Source organism: Bradyrhizobium sp. SZCCHNR1002, from assembly GCF_032381435.1.
Classification (GTDB): domain Bacteria; phylum Pseudomonadota; class Alphaproteobacteria; order Rhizobiales; family Xanthobacteraceae; genus Bradyrhizobium; species Bradyrhizobium aeschynomenes.
In genome coordinates this window covers 459,078-477,511 of record NZ_JAUHIS010000005.1, presented here as the reverse complement: position 1 = coordinate 477,511, position 18,434 = coordinate 459,078, and the positions used below count along the sequence as shown (strand labels likewise).

Below are 18,434 nucleotides of genomic sequence, written 5' to 3'. Positions count from 1 at the left end.
GTTGCCCGACGCACGAATTGACTTCATCCATTGCGGGCGTAGCCTTGGGGCCAGAAGCGAACGGCAGTTCGCCATCACGAGGGCACGCAAGGAGGACGCCATGGCGATCGCCATTCGGCAGTTGCATCCCCATTTCGTCGGCGAGGTCTCGGGCGTCGATCTGCGCACTCCGCTCACGCGCGACGACGTCGCAGCATTGCAGGCCGCGATCGATCACTACGCCGTGCTGGTGTTCCATGATCAGGACATCAGCGACGAGCAGCAGCTTGCCTTCGCGCTGAATTTCGGCGAGCGCGAGCAGGCGCGCGGCGGTACGGTCACGAAGAAGGAGGACTATCGCCTCGCCACCGGACTGAACGACGTCTCCAACCTCGGCAAGGACGGCAAGCCGCTGCCATCAGACCATCGCACGCATCTGTTCAATCTCGGCAACTGCCTGTGGCATTCCGACAGCTCGTTCCGGCCGATCCCGGCGAAGTACTCGATCCTGTCGGCGCGCATCGTCAATCCGAAGGGCGGCAATACCGAGTTCGCCGACATGCGCGCCGCCTATGACGCGCTCGATCAGGAGACCAAGGCGGAGATCGAGAATCTCGTCTGCGAACATTCGCTGATGTATTCGCGCGGCTCGCTCGGCTTCCTCGACTACACCGAGGAGGAGAAGGCGATGTTCAAGCCGGTCAGGCAGCGCCTGGTGCGCACGCATCCGGCGCATGGCCGCAAATCGCTGTATCTATCATCGCATGCCGGCGCGGTGCTTGGCATGAGCATGCCCGAAGGACGACTGCTGCTGCGCGATCTCACCGAACACGCCACGCAGCCGGAGTTCGTCTACGTCCACAGATGGGCGCGACACGATCTCATCATGTGGGACAATCGCCAGACCATGCACCGCGTGCGCCGCTACGATCAGTCGCAACCCCGCGACATGCGCCGCGCGACGGTGGCCGGCACCGAGCCGACGGTGGCGCAGCAGGCGGCGGAGTAGCTCGTCTCCCCCGCGGCTGTCAGAAGAGGTCGTCATTGCGAGGAGCGCAGCCACGACGCATTCCAGAGTCGCCGTGGGACTCTGGATTGCTTCGCTGCACTCGCAATGACCGTGGAGAGGCAGACGGCCCACTATGACGGGCAGTCAGGCCGCCGGGCCGGGACGTGCGCTATCGAGAAGACCTACGCATGGCCCGCGGCGTTGGAAAGCATGCCCGGATCGATGCCGATCTTGCGCAAGGCCAGATCGTATTTGTCATCGACATTATCGCCGAAGATCAGCTCGGGATCGGCGTCGCAGTGCAGCCAGCCATTGTCCTGGATCTCCTCCTCGAGCTGGCCGGCACGCCAGCCGGCATAGCCGAGCGCGAGAATGGCGTGCTTCGGGCCGTTGCCCTTGGCGATCGCCTTGAGGATGTCGATCGTCGTCGTCAGGCACACGCCGTCGTTGATCTTCAACGTCGCGTTGGCGATGAAGTAGTCGCTCGAATGCAGCACGAAACCGCGGCCGGTATCGACGGGACCGCCGCTCAGCACCTTCATGGTCTCGGCGCTGTCCGGCAGGCTGATCTGGTCGCCCTTCTCGATGATATTCAGTTGCATCAGGAGCTGCGGGAAATCGATGCTGCCGGCCGGCCGGTTCACCATGATACCCATGGCGCCTTCGGCGGAGTGGGCGCACAGATAGATCACGGAGCGCTCGAAGCGGGAATCACCCATCACCGGCATTGCGACCAGCAACTGGCCGTCGAGGTAACCGCCTTGAGAGGCATGATCCCCGATCCCGGTCATTTTGCGGCGAATGTCGCCCAGCCTTTTTGCTTCAGGATTCATCCGCAAGGACTCTCATGATGGTTGATATCCTGATATTGGGATGCGCATCTGTCAATCAAGGTTCAGGCCTCAGCGTCCGAATCCGCTCACAAGCAATTCAATGGTTTGCGCCCGATCCAAACTTTAAAGACGTCTCATGTCCGCCTTGGTTCCTCGTCTTCCCGCCACACTGCTCGCCGCCGTCGTTGTGCTGTCCTGGCCTTGTGCCGGAGCACGGGCGCAGGATTCCTCGCCCTGGCAGCGCGACGGCCACTCCGCGATCCGCCTGCTCGCAGGGTCGCGCAGCGGGCCGGTCATGCTCGGCGGCATCGCCATCCAGCTGCAGCCGGGATGGAAGACGTACTGGCGCACGCCCGGCGATTCCGGTGTGCCGCCGCGATTCGACTTTTCCAAGTCGGACAATGTCGAAGCGGTGACCGTCCTGTGGCCGGCGCCGACCAAGTTCGACGACGGCGCCGGCGGACATTCGCTCGGCTATCACGATCAGGTCGTGCTGCCGTTGCGCATCGTGGCCAAGAGCGCCGACAAGCCGATGACGTTGCGCGCCGACATCAGCTACGCCGTCTGCGAGAAGATCTGCATCCCGGTGGAAGCCAAGGCGGAGCTCGCCTTCACCAGCGTCGCCAGCACCGAGGACGCGTCGCTGTCGGCCGCGCTCGACACGGTGCCGAAGCCCGCCAATGTCGGTGACGCCACTCCGTTGACGATCCGCAGTGTCAGGCGCGACGGCAAGAAGGACGTCATCGTCGATGTTGCCGCGGCTGATCCGCGCGGCATCCATCTCTATGTCGAGGGACCGACGCCGGACTGGGCCTTGCCGATCCCGCAAGCGCGCGACAGCGACACGCCCGGCATCAAGCGCTTCGCCTTCGAGCTCGACGGCGTGCCGCCCGGCGTCAAGCCCGATGGAGCGGCGCTGAAGTTCACTCTGGTGGCGCCCGACAGGGCCTACGAGTTCAACGTCAACCTGCCATGAGCCGCGCCGGCGGACCGGGCACAGCCCGTCCAACCCATTCTTAACGATGCGTTGATAGGACAGGATCCTCGCCGCCCTCCGTGCGGCCGTGGAGCCTTCGCCGTGGCCGTGATCGACGCCCGCACCACCGCATCATCAGGCCTCGCAGCCCGGCTGAAAGCGCGCCTGCGCGCGCTCGGCGGCAGCGGCGAAGCGTCGCTGACGCGGCGGCTGGCCGGCACCATCTTCCTGATCCGCGTGCTCAGCGCCGGCCTCGCTTATCTCAGCCAGATCCTGCTGGCGCGCTGGATGGGCGGCTCGGACTACGGCACCTACGTCTATGTCTGGACCTGGGTGCTGCTGCTCGGCAGCATGCTCGATTTCGGCATCGCCTCCTCGGCGCAGAAGATCATCCCGGACTACCGCACCTCGGGCCAGCACGCGCTGCTGCGCGGCTTTCTCTCCGGCGGCCGCTGGCTGACCTTGGCGACGTCCACGGTCGCCGCGCTGCTGCTCGCCGGATTGATCGCGCTGCTGTCGCCGTGGATCGACGCCAGCGAGCGCATGCCGCTCTACATCGGCTGCCTCACGCTGCCCGCCTTCGTCGTCGCCAACACCCAGGACGGCATCGCGCGCTCGCACGACTGGATGGCGCTCGGGCTGATGCCGCAATTCATCATCCGCCAGACGCTGATCATCGGCTTCACCGCCGGCGCATTCATGCTCGGGCTGCAGCTCGGCGCCACCGTGGCGATGGCCGCGAGCGCGGCGGCGGTGTGGCTCGCGATGCTCGGCCAGATGCTGGTGCTGAACCGCAGGCTCGGCCGCCACATCGAGGCGGGGCGCAAACAATACGATCTGCGCGGCTGGCTCGCGATCTCGCTGCCGATCCTGCTGGTCGAGAGCTTCTATCTGCTGCTGTCCTACACCGACGTGCTGGTGCTGCAGCAATTCCGTTCCTCCGAGGAGGTCGGCATCTATTTCGCAGTCGTCAAGACGCTCGCGCTGGTGTCGTTCATCCACTACGCGATGTCGGCGACGACGGCGCATCGCTTCGCCGAATATCACGCGCTCGGCGACAAGGCGCGACTGTCGGCCTATGTGGCCTACGCGATCAAATGGACGTTCTGGCCGTCGCTGGCGGCGACGCTGGTGCTGCTCGCGCTCGGCAAGCCGCTGCTGTGGCTGTTCGGCGCGCAATTCACTGCGGGCTACGACATCATGTTCATCGCCGCGATCGGCCTCGTGGTCCGCTCCGCGATCGGTCCCGTCGAACGCCTCCTCAACATGCTCGGCCAGCAGCGCGCCTGCGCGATGGCCTATGCGGCGGCGTTCGTGATGAACCTCATTTTGTGCATCCTGCTGGTGCCGCAGTTCGGCGGCCATGGCGCGGCGGCCGCCACCTCGCTGTCCCTCGCGTTCGAGACCGTGCTGCTGTTCCGTATCGTCAAGCAGCGCCTCGGGCTTCACGTTCTCGCCTTCGGCAAGGCATCGTGAGGAACCGGTCTCGACGCATCTGTTGCGTCATCTTGACCTTCGCCTGACGGAACTGAGAGCGTCGCATCACCGCAGCCTGGGACACGCAGCGATCACGCAAGTGTTGGGTGCAACGCCTTGATATTGGCGCGATCCTCCGGGCACATGAATTCGACCGCGCGTTGGGGGAGATCGAGATGTCGAGACTGGGGCTCGCAGTGTCGCTGGCCGGCACCTTGTTGGTGGCCGGCTGCATGGAAGCGACGTTGTCGCCGACCTCCGATGCAGCGCTCACACCCCGCGATCGTCAGCTGCTCGCGCGCGCCCCCTACGCCGAGGCGCAGATCCCGCAGCAGTTCCAGCGCCACATCGTCGAATACACGCGGCAGGAGCAGCCGGGCACGATCGTCGTCGATACCGATGCGCGCTTCCTCTACTACGTGCTGCCCGAACGCAAGGCGATCCGCTACGGCGTCGCCGTCGGCGAGGAGGCGCAGGCCTTCCACGGCGTCGCCACGGTCGGCAAGCTCGCCGAATGGCCGGACTGGGTTCCCACCGCCGAGATCCAGGCCCGGCTCGGGCCGTATCCGAAGCGCGTCGCCGGCGGCCCCGCCAATCCGCTCGGCGCCCGCGCGATCTATCTCTACGAGGGCAACAAGGACTCGCTGTACCGCATCCACGGCACCAACCAGCCGGAATATATCGGCCAGGCGATCTCGTCCGGCTGCATCCGCATGACCAATACCGACGTCGCCGATCTCTACAGCCGCGTGCAGCTCGGCTCGACCGTGGTCGTGCTGCCGCCCGGCCAGAGCGTCGCCGCCACCAGCACGAACATCTTCGCGCGCCGCAGCTGAGGCCTCAGGCCCTATTCTAACCGTAGCGCAGCTTCAGGCCGAGGATCGCCGCGACCAGGCCCAGCGTGATGGCGTTGGCGACGACCAGCGGCAGGTCGCTGATCAGCGCGCCGTAGAGCAGCCACATCGAGTTGCCGGTGGTCTGCAGCACAAACATGCCCATCGAGATGTCGTGGGTCGAGCGCGAGCGCCACGCCTTGATGACCTGGGGCAGGAACGAGCATGTGGTGCAGGTGGCGGCGCCGAGGCCGATAATGGTGGTCAGCAAGATGAGGTCCGTGCGCTAGCCGTGGAAACGCACGCTTGTAGAATAGCGCGCGCCGAAGCGAAACCCGCTCCGGCGCGAATTTGATCGCTTCGCGTGAGAGGCGCTCGACCTCGCGACACCCTCGGTCATTCCCCGCGAAGGCGGGGAATCCAGTACGCCGCGGCCTCTCCATCACGGACTGCCGTCTCTGGAATACTGGATCGTCCGCCTGCGCGGACGATGACAGCAAGGGTGGGGCAGGCCCCGCCCCAATCGAACAAAGCTACGCGGCGGTCCAGCCGCCGTCGATCGACAGATTGGTGCCGGTGATCTGCGCGGCATCGTCACCGCACAGGAACAGCGCCAGCGCCGCCACCTGCTCCGACGTCACGAACTCCTTGGTCGGCTGTGCCGCCAGCAGCACGTCGTTGATGACCTGCTCCTTGGTGAGATTGCGCGCCTTCATCGTGTCGGGGATCTGCTTCTCGACCAGCGGCGTCCAGACGTAGCCCGGCGAGATGCAGTTGCAGGTGATCTTGAAGGTGGCGAGCTCGAGCGCCACCGTCTTGGTGAGCCCGGCGATGCCGTGCTTGGCCGAGACATAGGCCGACTTGAACGGCGAGGCCACCAGCGAGTGCGCGGAGGCCGTGTTGATGATGCGGCCCCAGCCGCGCTTCTTCATGCCCGGCACCGCGGCGCGGATGCCATAGAAGGCAGAGGAGAGATTGATGGCGATGATCTGCTCCCACTTCTCCGGCGGGAAGTCTTCGACCGGCGAGACGAACTGGATGCCGGCATTGTTGACAAGGATGTCGACCGAGCCGAACGTCGTCTCGCCGAGCGCGATCATGCCGGCGATCTCGGCCGGCTTGCTCATGTCGGCCGGCGAGTGCACGGCCTTCACCTTGAAGTCGCTCTCGATCGCGGCGCGCTCCTTCTCGATGTCGGCGGCTGCGCCGAAGCCGTTGAGCACGATGTTGGCCCCGGCCGAGGCAAAGGCGCGCGCATAGGCCAGCCCGATGCCGCTGGTCGAGCCGGTCACGACCGCGGTCTTGCCCTTCAAATTCGTCGTCATGTGCTTCACTCCTTCTTGGCGGCGGCGAGGCCGCCGTCCTGCGTGAGATCGTAGGTGACCATGGTCTCGCCGGACTGCGGCCGCTCCAGCCAGTCCTTGTGACTCATCGATTGGTGGACGTCGCGCACGCCCGCCTCCCAATGCTCGATCATCGCGACATGGGAGAAATCATAGTCCTTGGAGGACGTCTCGTAGTTCTTGCTGCGATAGATCAGGTGCACCACCGTCACGGTGTTCTCCTGCGCCGCCTTGCACAGGATCTCCAGCGAGGGATCGTTGCGCAGCTCGTCGGGCAGCTTGGCGTAAAGCTCGCGGAACGCCTTGCGCGTGTTGTGGATCATCCGGTTCTTGTCGGTGTTCATCCGCGTCCGGCTGGAATAGCGGATGTCCTTCTCGCGCTCGGCCGCTTCCAGCAGTGTTCGCGGCAGTTCGCCACGGGCGGAGAACAGGTCGACCTGGAAGATCAGCAGATCGCGATCGGTCTCGCTGTCGAGCACGTAGTCCAGCGGCGTGTTCGACGCGATGCCGCCGTCCCAGTAATGCTCGCCGTCGATCTCGACCGGCGGGAAGCCGGGCGGCAGCGCGCCCGAGGCCATGATGTGCTCAGGCCCGATACGCTTGCCCTGCTTCTTGAATTCGACATTGTCGAAATAGGTGAAGTTGCCGGTGGTGACGCCGACGGCGCCGACCGACAGACGCGTCTTGAGGTCGTTGATGCGATCGAAATCGACCAGCCGCTCGAGCGTCCGCTTCAACGGCGCAGTGTCGTAGTAGCTGACGGATTGCAGGCTGCCGGCCGGCCACAGCGGGGCCGGCGGGAAGCGCGGCGTGAAGAAGCCGGGCACGCCGAACGCCGCGATGAGCGCCGCGCTCGCCTCGTTGAAGGCCGAGCGGTGATGGTCACCGTCGAGCAGCGGCTTCCAAGGCACCGGGGACGACACCATCTCCCAGAACTCCTTGAGACGGCCGATGCGCTTGTCGCGGTCATTGCCGGCGATGATCGCGGCATTGATCGCGCCGATCGAAATACCGGCGACCCATTCCGGCTCGAAGTCGAAATGACACAGCGCCTGGTAGGCGCCGGCCTGATAGGAGCCGAGCGCGCCGCCGCCCTGCAGGACGAGAACACGTTGCGACTGGGTGGGGGTTGCGGGCTGCGGGGGAAATGGATGTTGCGTCATTACGGCGGTCATTAGCAAAACAAGCGCCAACGTGGCGTCACTTCGCGGTGACGTCAATCCACCCCAAGGTCTGGGTGACGACCGTCACACGAGATCGCCGCGGACGCGGTACCAGTGCGCAAGGCTGCGGCAGGCCTGCCTGTCACGACGGCTTCTTGGCATCCGGCGTGGCCAGAATCATGGTCCAGAACACCTTGTACTTGGTATTGGGCGCGTAGCTCGCGGCGATGCCTATTTTGGTGACACCCGTCTTGAGCATGTTGGCCCGGTGCGGCGGCGAGTCCCGCCAGCCGGAAAAGGCCTCCGCCAGCGTATGGTAGCCGGCCGAGACATTCTCCACCGCCACCACCGCATCATAGCCCGCACCCGTCAGGCGCTTGGCCAGCGGCGCACGCACGTCGTGATCGAGCTTGTTCTTGTCGGCCATCGCGTTCGATTGCGACTCCGCGAGCCGCATCAGCTCGGGGTCGACCTCGACCGTGCCGAGCCCGTTGTTCTGACGGTACTGTGAGATCATCGTCGCGGCAGCGACGGCATCGAGCTTCGCTCCGGCAACCGCCATGTCGGCATACATGGTCGGCGCCTGCACGACCGGCGCCTCCGCCGCGCAGCCGGCGAGCAGGAATGCGATGGAGAAAGCGATTGCCCGATGCTTCAATGAACCGATCCCTATGCCGATAACAGAGGCGGGTTGTTGCACATCAACCGTGGCTGAAAGGTGAATCGACGGTAAGTTCCATCGATGCAATTCGAGCCGTTCCGGCCGGCAACGGTTCGTCAACCATAATGCCAGTTCGGTCAAGCCAAGGACGGCGCAACACCCTCGGTGTCGTCCCGGCCTCCGCGCCGGGACCCATAATCCGCAGCGGCTCTGGTGAGACGTGATGCCGCTCCAGCGTGCCTCGAACAGGCTGCACGGAGTATGGATCCCGGATCGGCGCCCGCCAACGCTTTCGCGTTGCCGGGCTTGTCCGGGACGACACTGATGGTTGAGGAGCCAGCGTGCAGATGAACAGTGCGACTTGGCAAGCTGTCGCCGCACGAGCGCTGCGCTCCCTCTCCCCGTCCTTCACGGGGAGAGGGCTGGGGTGAGGGGCAGCCGCACGGGAAGTGCAGCGAGCAAGCCGCCGCTACCCGCCGGCGAAGATCCGGTAATGCCGCGGCTTCAGTCCGACCCTATCGCCGATGCGCAGCTCGCGATCGCGCGGGGCGTCGATCTCGATGGTGGAGCCTTCCGTGAGCGCGATCTCGGCGCGCTGCACCGGACCGAAGCTGCGCACATGGGTCACGGCGCCATGCAGCGTGCCGCTGTCGGCCGGGCCGATCAGCATGTCGTGGCGGCGCACGAACAACGTCGAGGCGCCAGCGGCGCTGCCCTCCACGGCGATGTCCAGAGGCCGGCCGTTGAGATGCACGGCGCCGCCGGTGATCTCCACCGGCAGCATGATCGACTCGCCGATGAAGCCATGGACGAAGGCGGTCGCCGGGCTGTCATAGACGTCGCTGGGCGAGCCGACCTGCTCGATGCGGCCCTTGTCCATCACCACGACGCGGTGCGCGACCTCCAGCGCCTCCTCCTGATCGTGCGTGACGAAGATCGACGTGACGTTGATCGAGTGATGCAGGGTGCGCAGCCATTGCCTGAGCTCCTTGCGCACCTTGGCGTCGAGCGCGCCGAACGGCTCGTCGAGCAGCAGGATGCGCGGCTCGATGGCGAGCGCGCGTGCCAGCGCGATACGCTGGCGCTGGCCGCCGGAGAGCTGGCTCGGATAGCGGTCGGCGAGCCAGTCGAGCTGCACGAGATCGAGCAGCTCCTTCACGCGTGCGCGGATCTGCGCCTCGGTCTTGCGGATGCGACGCGGCTGCACGCGCAGGCCGAAGGCGACGTTCTCGAACACGTTCATGTGCCGGAACAGCGCGTAGTGCTGGAACACGAAGCCGACATGGCGCTCGCGCGCACCACGGTCGAGCGCGTTCTCGCCGTCGAACAGGATCTCGCCGGCGTCGGGCCATTCCAAACCGGCGATGATGCGCAGAAGCGTGGTCTTGCCGGAGCCTGAGGGGCCGAGCAGCGCCAGCAGTTCGCCATTGGCGACCTTGAGATCGACGCCGTCGAGCGCCTTGAACGCGCCGAAGCTCTTGACGACGCCTCTCGCTTCAATCGTCATGCGGCATGTCCCCGTCGATGTTGCGTTCGAGAATGGTCTTGGCGATGAGCGTGATCAGCGCCAGCATCGCGAGCAGCGAGGCGATCGCGAACGACGCCACCATCTGGTACTCGTTGTAGAGGATCTCGACCAGCAGCGGCATCGTGTTGGTCTCGCCGCGGATGTGGCCGGACACCACCGACACCGCGCCGAACTCGCCCATCGCCCGCGCGTTGCACAGCAGGACGCCATACAGCACGCCCCATTTGATGTTGGGCAAGGTGACGCGGAAGAAGGTCTGCAGGCCCGAAGCGCCGAGCGAGATCGCCGCCTCCTCCTCCTGCGTGCCCTGCTCCTGCATCAGCGGGATCAGGGCGCGAGCCACGAATGGAAATGTGACGAAGATCGTGGCGAGCGCAATGCCGGGAAACGCGAAGAGAATCTGCAGATCGTGATCCTGCAGCCACGGCCCGAGAAAGCCCTGCGCGCCGAACAGCAGCACGAAGACGAGGCCGGAGATGACGGGGCTCACCGAGAACGGCAGGTCGATCAACGTGATCAGGAAGGTCTTGCCGGGAAAGTCGAACTTGGTGATCGCCCAGGCGGCGGCAAGGCCGAACACCAGGTTGGTGCCGACCGAGACGGCCGCAACACCGAGCGTGAGGCGGATGGCGGACCACGCCTCGGGGTCGGCCAGCGCGGACAGGTAGGCCACCACGCCCCTGCCGAACGCCTCCACGAACACGACCACCAGCGGCAGCACGACGAAAACGGACAGAAAGGCGATCGCCAGGGTGATGATGGCGACGCGAACGATGGCAGGCTCGGCGCGCGGATCGCGGCGGGCGGCGCTCTCGGCAAGGCTGCGCGCCGAAGCGTCCGGCGTCCGTTGCAGGGTCATCTCGATGCTCATGTCGCGGCCTCAGGTGGACGCCTGGGACTGGGCCCAGCGCTGCAGGCGATTCACCGCGAAGATGATTACGAATGCCACCACGAGCATCACCACTGCAATGGCCGTGGCGTCGGCATAGCGGAACTCGGACAGGCGGATCACGATCAACAGGGGAGCAATCTCGGAGACGTTCGGGAGATTGCCGGCGATGAAGATCACCGAGCCGTACTCGCCGACCGCGCGGGCGAAGGCGAGCGCAAAGCCGGTGAGCAACGCCGGCGTCAGGCTCGGCAGGATCACCTTGGTGACGATGTGCCAGCGGCTGGCGCCGAGGCTGGCAGCCGCCTCCTCGATTTCCGGATCGAGATCGATCAGCACCGGCTGCACGGTGCGGACCACGAAGGGGATGCCGATGAAGATCATCGCGATGAAGATGCCGAGCGGCGTGAACGCCACCTTGATCCCCATCGCGGCCAGCGGCGCGCCGAGCCAGCCCTTTTGCGCGAACAGCGCCGTCAGCGCCACACCGGCGACCGCCGTCGGGAGCGCGAACGGCACGTCGACGATGGCGTCGAACAGCCGTCGGCCCGGGAAGCGGTAGCGCACCAGCGCCCAGACCACGATCGTGCCCATCACGAGGTTGACGCACGCAGCCGCGAAAGAGAGGCCGAACGAGATCTTCAGCGCGCTCAACGTGCGCCGGCTGGTGACGATATCCCAGAACTGCGCCAGGCTCAGGTCGGTCGAGCGGACGAACAGCCCGGCCAGGGGAATCAGCACGATCAGGGACAGCCAGGTCAGCGTCAGTCCCATGGTGAGACCGAAGCCCGGCAAGGTGCTGCGTCGGGGTGCAAGTACGCTCAAGAAGCCACCTGGCTCATTCCGATGTCCCTATCCCGTACCGCATCATCAGTTCTTGTAGATCTGATCGAAGATGCCGCCCTCGCCGAAATGATCCTTCTGCGCCTTGGTCCAGCCGCCGAACACGTCGTCGATCGTGAACAGATCGAGCTTGGCGAATGCGTCGGCGTAGGTCCTGGCCACGTCGGGATCGCGCGGACGATAGAAGTTGCGTGCGGCGATTTCCTGGCCTTCCTTCGTATACCAGTACTTCAGATAAGCTTCGGCAGCCGCCTGCGTGCCCTTCTTGGCCACAACCCGGTCGACGACGGCAACTGGCGGTTCGGCCAGGATCGACAATGACGGCGAGATGATCTCGAACTTTTCCTTACCGAATTCTTTCAATGCCAGATAGGCTTCGTTCTCCCAGGCCAGCAGCACGTCGCCGACGCCGCGCTCGACGAAGGTGACGGTGGCACCGCGGGCGCCGGTGTCGAGCACGGGAACGTGCTTATAAAGGTCGGCGACGAACTGCCTGGCCTTGTCGGCCGAGCCGGTCTTCTTCAGCTGGTAGCCCCAGGCGGCCAAGTAGTTCCAGCGGGCGCCGCCGGAGGTCTTCGGATTGGGGGTGATGACGTCGACCCCCGACTTGAGCAGGTCGTCCCAGTCCTTGATGCCCTTGGGGTTGCCCTTGCGGACCAGGAACACGATCGTCGAGGTGTAGGGCGCGGCGTTCTGCGGCAAACGCTTCTGCCAATCCTTGTCGAGCAGCCCCCTGCCCGCGATGGCGTCGATGTCATAGGCCAGCGCCAGGGTCACGACGTCGGCCTGCAGGCCGTCCATCACGCTGCGCGCCTGGGCACCGGAGCCGCCATGCGACTGCTTGATCTCGACGCTCTTGCCGGTCTCCTTCTGATAGCTCGCCGCAAACGCCTTGTTGAACTCGACATACAGCTCACGGGTCGGATCGTAGGACACGTTGAGCAGGCTCACGTCGGCGGCATAGGCCGATCCCGCCCAGGCCAGACCAGCGACAACCGCCAGAACACGCCGCATCATCGAAGCTCTCCATTCCAGGCCCGCGATATCGCAGGCGCGCCCTGCAGATCGCCGGATCTGCACGTCCGAGTCAACGAAACCGGATTTTCTTGTTTCCGGCTGGACATCAGCATTTTGCTACGATGTGCCCAGCCTCGGCATAGCTGTTCTTGCCGCGACACAATGTCGTCGTGACTGCCCTCAGAGCCGGCCGGGATTCAACTAAACCGCCGAGGTTGCCACCGTGTGGATGCCGCATTCGGTCTTGTCACGGCCGCGCCAACGGCCCGCGCGTTCGTCTTCGCCATGATCCGACCGGCTCGTGCAGGGCATGCAGCCGATCGAGCGGAAGCCCGCGGCCACCAGCGGATGCTGCGGCAGGTCCGCCGAGCGATAGATGTCCGCGATGTCGTCGCGGGTCACATTGGCGAACGGATTGAATTTCACCCGCGCGCCATCCTGCTCGACGACGGGAATCGCTGCACGCAAGCCGCCCTGGAAACGCTTGCGGCCGTTGATCCAGGCTGCGAAGGGCGCCAGCGCCCGCGCCAAGGGCTCGACCTTGCGGATGCGGCAGCAGGCGTCGGGATCGGAGAACCAGAGTTCGTTGTCGGCATCCTCGCGCGCCAGGGCCGCGGCGTCGGGCTTGATCGAGCGTACGTCGCGCAAGCCAAGGATCTCGATCAGCCGGTCGCGGTAAGCGAGCGTCTCCGCGAACATGTGCCCGGTGTCGAGGAAGATCACCGGGATCGCCGGATCGACATCGGCGGTCACTTTCAGCAGCGCCGCCGATTCCGATCCGAAGGAGGAGACGACCGCAAGCCGCTCGCGGCCGATCGCCTGCAATGCAGCCGCGATGACCTCTTGCGGCGAGGCCGTGCGTAGCGCGGCGTCCAGCGACGCGACCGGCACCAGTCCGGGGGACGACGATGCAGCCAAAGTGCTCACAGTCCTGCACTCTCCGAATGACGCAGCTGCAACCGCTGATGCAGCGCCGAGATGCGGCCATCGCCGGCCGGCTGGTAGAACACCGAATAGCGCTTCACGGTCTCGGTGAACGCTTCCGCGTCCGCCTGCTTCTTGACGTCGAACGCGTCGAAGCCGGCGCGCAGCATGAACACGAACTGATCGCGCAGCACCTGGCCCGTGGCGCGCAGCTCGCCGCGATAGAAGTAGCGCTCGCGCAGCAGGCGCGCCTGGGTGTAGGCGCGGCCGTCGCGGAAGCTCGGGAACACCAGCGCGACCAGCGCGAGCCGGTCGAGATAGGGCACGAGATCGTCGACATCGCGATTGTTCGGCCAGATCACGCCGAGCTTGCCACCGGCTCGGCCGGCAAGCTCCTCGGGGCCGGCCAGAAACCGCGTCTCGGAGACGAGGATCGCGCCCTGCGCCGGCAGCTCGGCATCTTCGGTGAGGCGGACGAACGCGTCCGCGATGATGTGTCCGCCCTTAACGAGTGGCATAAACCCGCTCCCTGAATGGTTCGACCCCGAGCCGCTTCACCGTTTCGACGAACAGCTCCTCGGGGCGCGCGCGTAGCGCAAGATAGGCTTCGACGATGTCCTCGACGACATCGGCAACTTCAGCATAGGGCACCGCGGGGCCGATCAGGCTGCCGAGCTCGGCGCCCTCGTCGGCACGGCCGCCGATGGTGATCTGGTAGAATTCCTCGTTGTTCTTCTCGACGCCGAGGATGCCGATGTGGCCGACATGATGATGGCCGCAGGCATTGATGCAGCCGGAGATGTTGATGTGCAGCCGGCCGATCAGGTTCGCGGTGTCGTGATTGGCGAAGCGCCGCGTGATCTCCTGCGCGATCGGAATCGAGCGCGCATTCGCCAGCGAGCAATAGTCGAGCCCCGGGCAGGCGATGATGTCGGAGACGAGGTTGACGTTGGGGATCGCCAGCCCGATCGCCTCGAGCGCCTTCCACACCGCCGGCAGGTCGCGCTTGCGGACATGCGGCAGCGCCAGGTTCTGCTCGTGGCCGACGCGGATCTCGCCGAAGGAATATTTGTCGGCGATGTCGGCGAGCGCATCCATCTGGTCGGCGGTCGCATCGCCCGGCGGCTTGCCGATGGGCTTCAGCGACACCACCACGATCGCATAGCCCTGCGTCTTGTGGGCGAACACCGAGTTCTTGCGCCAGGCCTCGAAGGTCGGATCGGCTGCGGCCTGCCTGAGCTCGTCCGGCATGGCCGGCAGCGTCTCGTACGCCGGATAGAAGAAGCGCGAGCGGATGTCCTCGATGATGCCCTGGTCGAGCTTGAGCACGCCGTCGCGGATCTGCTGCCATTCCTCCTCGACCTCGGCGGCGAATGTCTCGATGCCGAGCTCGTGCACCAGGATCTTGATGCGGGCCTTGTAGATGTTGTCGCGGCGGCCGTACTGATTGTAGACGCGCAGGATCGCCTCGACATAGCTGAGAATGTCGTGGCCATGCACGAACGGCTTGATGGTCTTGGCAATGAACGGCGAGCGGCCGAGGCCGCCGCCGACCAGCACCTCGAAGCCGGTCTCGCCCTGCTCGTTCTTGAGAAGCCGCAGGCCGATGTCGTGGATCTTGATCGCGGCGCGATCGTGCTCGGAGGCCGTGATCGCGATCTTGAACTTGCGCGGCAGGAACGAGAATTCCGGATGAAGCGTCGTGAACTGGCGCAGCAGCTCGGCCCAGATGCGGGGATCCTCGACCTCGCCCGGCGCGACGCCGGCCCACTGGTCCGAGGTGACGTTGCGCATGTTGTTGCCGGAGGTCTGCATCGACTGGATGCCGACCTCGGCGAGATCGGCCATCGCATCCGGCAGCTCGGCGAGCTTGATCCAATTGAACTGGATGTTCTGACGGGTCGTGAAATGGCCATAGCCGCGATCGTAGCGGCGCGCGACATGCGCCAGCCGGCGCAGCTGGTTCGACGCCAGGGTGCCGTAGGGAATGGCGATGCGGTACATGTAGGCGTGCAGCTGGAGATACACGCCGTTCTGCAGCCGCAGCATCTTGAACTCGTCCTCGGACAGTTCGCCCGAGAGGCGGCGCTTCACCTGGTCGCGGAATTCGGCGACGCGCTCATTGACCAAGGTGCGGTCGATTTCGTCATAAGCATACATGAGAAGGCCTTCAGGCTTGAGCCGGGAGCGCGATGGTGGCGCCCGTCAGCCGGATGTGTTCGCGCATGTTGCCGGGCTTGACTGCGCCGTCGGCTGCGACCTCGACCGGCGCGATATAGGGGCCGATGGCGTTGAGATCATCGGCCACCGCTTCCGTCAGCAGCGCGCGCGCCTCGTCGGCGGTGCGCACGATCGCCGCGTCGGTCAGCTCATCGGACCAGCTCTTGCTGCCGGTGCGGTAGATGACGGCGCCGTCCCACGTGCGGTTCGCGGTGACGATCGAGGGACCGGTGATCTTGATCTTCTGTTGCAGCGGGGAGGTCATTCAGACGGGTTCCAGGAGTTGTGCAATCACGCCACTGAGGTTCTGCTGACGCCACGGCGCCGAATGCGCCACGACGTCACCGATGATGAGGATGGCCGGGCCGCCATCGATCTTGGCGACGAGATCCGGCAATTGATCGAGCGTGCCGACCGCGGCTTGCGCATCGGGGCGCGTCACCCGCGCGAACACGCCGACCGGCGTCTGCGGCGAGCGGCCCGCCGCGAGCAGGCCGGAGCGCACCGCAGGCGCCGCGGTCATGCCCATGTAGACGACGACGGTCATCTTGGTGTCGGTCAGCACCGACCAGTCGACCGCCTCGGCGTCGCGCTCCTTGTGCGCGGTGAGGAAGGTGATGCGCAGCGCCTTGCTGCGGAAGGTCAAGGGCACCTCGAACTGCGCGGCGGCGCCGATGCCGGCGGTGATGCCCGGCACGATGCTGTAGGACACGCCGGCCTTGCGCAGCGCGTCCACTTCTTCGCCGCCGCGGCCGAACACGAAAGCGTCGCCGCCCTTCAGGCGCACCGCGCGCTTGCCTTCGCGCGCGGCGTCGATCAGCAGCTTGTTGACCGCGTCCTGGCCGATGCCGGGCTTGCCGACACGGCGGCCGACCGGCACGCGCGAGGCGTCGCGGCGGATGCGGTCGAGAATTTCGGGAGTCACCAGCTCGTCGTAGTACACGACGTCGGCGTCCTGCAGTGCGCGCAGCGCCTTGATGGTCAGGAGATCGGGATCGCCGGGACCGGCGCCGACCAGGGTCACATGCCCCTTGCTGCGGCCGGCATGATCGGCGCCCGCGAACGCGGTGGGATCGGCGATGCCATGCAGCGCGGCCTCGGCCTCGTGCTTGCGCCCCGCCAGCACCAGTGCGCCGATCGGGCCGTCGACGATGCGCTCCCAGAACCGGCGGCGCAGCGGCATCTCCACGATACGCGGATTGATGGTCTTGCGGAAATCGCCGATGAAGCTCGCGAGCTCGCCGATCCGCGCCGGCAGCAGCGCCTCGATGCGCTCGCGCACGCGGCGCGCCACCACCGGCGACGAGCCGCCGGTGCCGATCGCCACCACGACGTCACCGCGATCGACGATCGCCGGGAAGATGAAGCTGGAATGCGCGAGGTCGTCCATCACGTTGACGGGAAGACCCATGCTGCGCGCCCGCGCCGACATTGCCACGCCGATGTCGCCGGCGCCCGCGCACAGCACCGCGATGACGCCAACGAGATCGGCACTCAGCGGATCGCCGTCAGCACGCTCGATCTGGCCGTGATCATCGCGCAAGCCGCCGAGATCGAAGTCGCCATCGGTCGCAAACCAGCGGATGCGGGCACCCGCGGACAGCAACACTCGCAGCTTGGCACGCACGAGCTCGCCCGCGCCGATCAGCAGCACGGGGCCGGTCTTGAGATCGAGAAACACCGGCAGATATTGCATTGCGCTCTTCGGCTTCGACACTTCGGGGTTGACTGGAATTATTTTCTATATAAGTGTCACGCCGCGGACGTAAAGAGAAAATTATTCCTTGGCTTCGCCATAGAATTTTCTCCCAAGCAGGCGATGGCTGACAGCATGCACATTCTCACCAACGACGTTTCCAGAGACCGGTTGCCCTCATCCGAGATCGAGCAAGCATCTTCCATGCCGCGCGTCCTCAGCGCCGCGCCCACGATGGACCATCTCGATCAGCTGGAGGCGCAGAGCATTTACATTCTCCGCGAGGCCTTTGCACGGTTGAAGAAGCTCGCGCTGCTGTGGTCGCTCGGAAAAGATTCCAACGTGATGATCTGGCTGGCGCGCAAGGCGTTCTTCGGCCGCGTACCGTTCCCGGCGATGCATGTCGATACGGCCAAGAAGTTTCCGGAGATGTACGCCTTCCGCGACACCTACGCCAAGGAATGGGGCCTCGACCTGAAGATCGAGCCGTGCCCGCCGATCGATGCGGTCGATCCGACGCTGCCCCCCGCTGCGCGCTCGGCTGCACGGAAGACCGAGGGCCTGAAGATGGCGCTCGCCAAGCACGGCTTCGACGGCCTGATCGCCGGCATTCGCCGCGACGAGGAGGCGACGCGCGCCAAGGAGCGCGTGTTCTCGCCGCGCGGCGCCGAGGGCAACTGGGACGTCCGCGACCAGCCGCCGGAGTTCTGGGACCACTTCAACGCCTCGCCGCCGCAGGGCGCGCATTTGCGCATCCATCCGATCCTGCATTGGACCGAGGCCGACATCTGGGCCTACACCGCGCGCGAGAACATCCCGATCATCCCGCTGTATCTGTCGAAGAACGGCAAGCGCTATCGCTCGCTCGGCGACCAGGACATCACCTTCCCCGTCGCATCGAACGCCTCGAACATCGCGGAAATTCTCGCCGAGCTGGAAAGCACCAAGGTCCCGGAGCGCGCGGGACGCGCGCTCGACCATGAGACCGAGGACGCCTTCGAGCGTCTGCGCGTCGCCGGCTATCTCTAAAGCGGAGCCCGAGGA

19 protein-coding genes are annotated in these 18,434 nt (G+C 65.6%); 5 read left to right on the top strand and 14 right to left on the bottom strand.

The annotated features are described in order from the left end of the window. Window positions 1-100 precede the first annotated feature (100 nt). On the top strand, window positions 101-988 hold the full coding sequence (locus tag QX108_RS24755; protein WP_315783492.1) for a TauD/TfdA family dioxygenase: 888 nt from the start codon (window positions 101-103) through the stop codon (window positions 986-988). Between the two features lie 182 nt (window positions 989-1,170). Here QX108_RS24755 and QX108_RS24750 read toward each other — a convergent pair whose 3' ends face one another. After that, window positions 1,171-1,821 (bottom strand): YqgE/AlgH family protein, encoded by a 651-nt coding sequence (locus QX108_RS24750; RefSeq protein ID WP_315724447.1) that lies wholly within the window; start codon window positions 1,819-1,821, stop codon window positions 1,171-1,173. Window positions 1,822-1,957: 136 nt separating this feature from the next. Here QX108_RS24750 and QX108_RS24745 point away from each other — a divergent pair, with 136 nt between their 5' ends. The 3 genes from QX108_RS24745 to QX108_RS24735 all read left to right on the top strand — a co-directional run bounded on the left by QX108_RS24745 (window position 1,958) and on the right by QX108_RS24735 (window position 5,109). Further along, window positions 1,958-2,797 carry a protein-disulfide reductase DsbD domain-containing protein gene (locus QX108_RS24745; protein ID WP_315783490.1) on the top strand — a complete coding sequence of 280 codons (840 nt, stop codon included), beginning with the start codon at window positions 1,958-1,960 and terminating at the stop codon, window positions 2,795-2,797. Window positions 2,798-2,899: 102 nt separating this feature from the next. Next, a complete protein-coding gene (locus QX108_RS24740) occupies window positions 2,900-4,273 on the top strand; it encodes a lipopolysaccharide biosynthesis protein (protein ID WP_315783488.1) in 1,374 nt (457 codons plus the stop codon). A 176-nt stretch (window positions 4,274-4,449) separates the two neighbouring features. Next, a complete protein-coding gene (locus QX108_RS24735) occupies window positions 4,450-5,109 on the top strand; it encodes a L,D-transpeptidase (RefSeq protein ID WP_315724441.1) in 660 nt (219 codons plus the stop codon). Window positions 5,110-5,125: 16 nt separating this feature from the next. Here QX108_RS24735 and QX108_RS24730 read toward each other — a convergent pair whose 3' ends face one another. The 13 genes from QX108_RS24730 to cysG all read right to left on the bottom strand — a co-directional run bounded on the left by QX108_RS24730 (window position 5,126) and on the right by cysG (window position 17,390). Further along, window positions 5,126-5,377 (bottom strand): SemiSWEET transporter, encoded by a 252-nt coding sequence (locus QX108_RS24730; RefSeq protein ID WP_006614646.1) that lies wholly within the window; start codon window positions 5,375-5,377, stop codon window positions 5,126-5,128. A gap of 262 nt (window positions 5,378-5,639) precedes the next feature. Further along, the gene (locus QX108_RS24725; protein ID WP_172184106.1) at window positions 5,640-6,431 is read right to left on the bottom strand and encodes a 3-hydroxybutyrate dehydrogenase; all 792 of its coding nucleotides are present in this window, start codon (window positions 6,429-6,431) and stop codon (window positions 5,640-5,642) included. A gap of 5 nt (window positions 6,432-6,436) precedes the next feature. Beyond that, a complete protein-coding gene (locus tag QX108_RS24720; RefSeq protein WP_315783485.1) occupies window positions 6,437-7,612 on the bottom strand; it encodes a patatin-like phospholipase family protein in 1,176 nt (391 codons plus the stop codon). A gap of 142 nt (window positions 7,613-7,754) precedes the next feature. Then, the gene (locus QX108_RS24715; RefSeq protein ID WP_172110559.1) at window positions 7,755-8,270 is read right to left on the bottom strand and encodes a CAP domain-containing protein; all 516 of its coding nucleotides are present in this window, start codon (window positions 8,268-8,270) and stop codon (window positions 7,755-7,757) included. Window positions 8,271-8,742: 472 nt separating this feature from the next. Beyond that, window positions 8,743-9,780: a sulfate ABC transporter ATP-binding protein gene (locus tag QX108_RS24710; protein ID WP_315783483.1), complete on the bottom strand. Its 1,038-nt coding sequence runs from the start codon at window positions 9,778-9,780 to the stop codon at window positions 8,743-8,745. After that, on the bottom strand, window positions 9,770-10,672 hold the full coding sequence (gene cysW / locus QX108_RS24705) for a sulfate ABC transporter permease subunit CysW (protein ID WP_315724435.1): 903 nt from the start codon (window positions 10,670-10,672) through the stop codon (window positions 9,770-9,772). The genes QX108_RS24710 and cysW overlap by 11 nt, the downstream gene beginning before the upstream one ends. Before the next feature lie 9 nt (window positions 10,673-10,681). Next, window positions 10,682-11,515, bottom strand: a complete 834-nt coding sequence (gene cysT / locus QX108_RS24700) for a sulfate ABC transporter permease subunit CysT (protein WP_172110048.1) — start codon at window positions 11,513-11,515, stop codon at window positions 10,682-10,684. A 45-nt stretch (window positions 11,516-11,560) separates the two neighbouring features. Continuing rightward, entirely contained in the window at window positions 11,561-12,550 is a 990-nt protein-coding gene (locus tag QX108_RS24695) for a sulfate ABC transporter substrate-binding protein (RefSeq protein ID WP_315724433.1), read from the bottom strand. Between the two features lie 201 nt (window positions 12,551-12,751). Continuing rightward, complete coding sequence (locus tag QX108_RS24690) at window positions 12,752-13,477, bottom strand: phosphoadenylyl-sulfate reductase (protein WP_315783480.1); 726 nt, start codon at window positions 13,475-13,477, stop codon at window positions 12,752-12,754. Continuing rightward, window positions 13,474-13,992 carry a DUF934 domain-containing protein gene (locus QX108_RS24685; RefSeq protein ID WP_315783478.1) on the bottom strand — a complete coding sequence of 173 codons (519 nt, stop codon included), beginning with the start codon at window positions 13,990-13,992 and terminating at the stop codon, window positions 13,474-13,476. The genes QX108_RS24690 and QX108_RS24685 overlap by 4 nt, the downstream gene beginning before the upstream one ends. Further along, complete coding sequence (locus tag QX108_RS24680) at window positions 13,979-15,634, bottom strand: nitrite/sulfite reductase (protein ID WP_315783476.1); 1,656 nt, start codon at window positions 15,632-15,634, stop codon at window positions 13,979-13,981. Before QX108_RS24680 ends, QX108_RS24685 begins: the two co-directional genes overlap by 14 nt. Before the next feature lie 10 nt (window positions 15,635-15,644). After that, complete coding sequence (locus tag QX108_RS24675) at window positions 15,645-15,959, bottom strand: DUF2849 domain-containing protein (protein ID WP_011924226.1); 315 nt, start codon at window positions 15,957-15,959, stop codon at window positions 15,645-15,647. Further along, complete coding sequence (gene cysG, locus QX108_RS24670; RefSeq protein WP_315783475.1) at window positions 15,960-17,390, bottom strand: siroheme synthase CysG; 1,431 nt, start codon at window positions 17,388-17,390, stop codon at window positions 15,960-15,962. A gap of 234 nt (window positions 17,391-17,624) precedes the next feature. On the opposite strand from cysG, the gene cysD reads away from it, so the two are divergent. Then, the gene (gene cysD / locus QX108_RS24665) at window positions 17,625-18,419 is read left to right on the top strand and encodes a sulfate adenylyltransferase subunit CysD (RefSeq protein ID WP_172110560.1); all 795 of its coding nucleotides are present in this window, start codon (window positions 17,625-17,627) and stop codon (window positions 18,417-18,419) included. The last annotated feature ends 15 nt before the right edge of the window (window positions 18,420-18,434 follow it).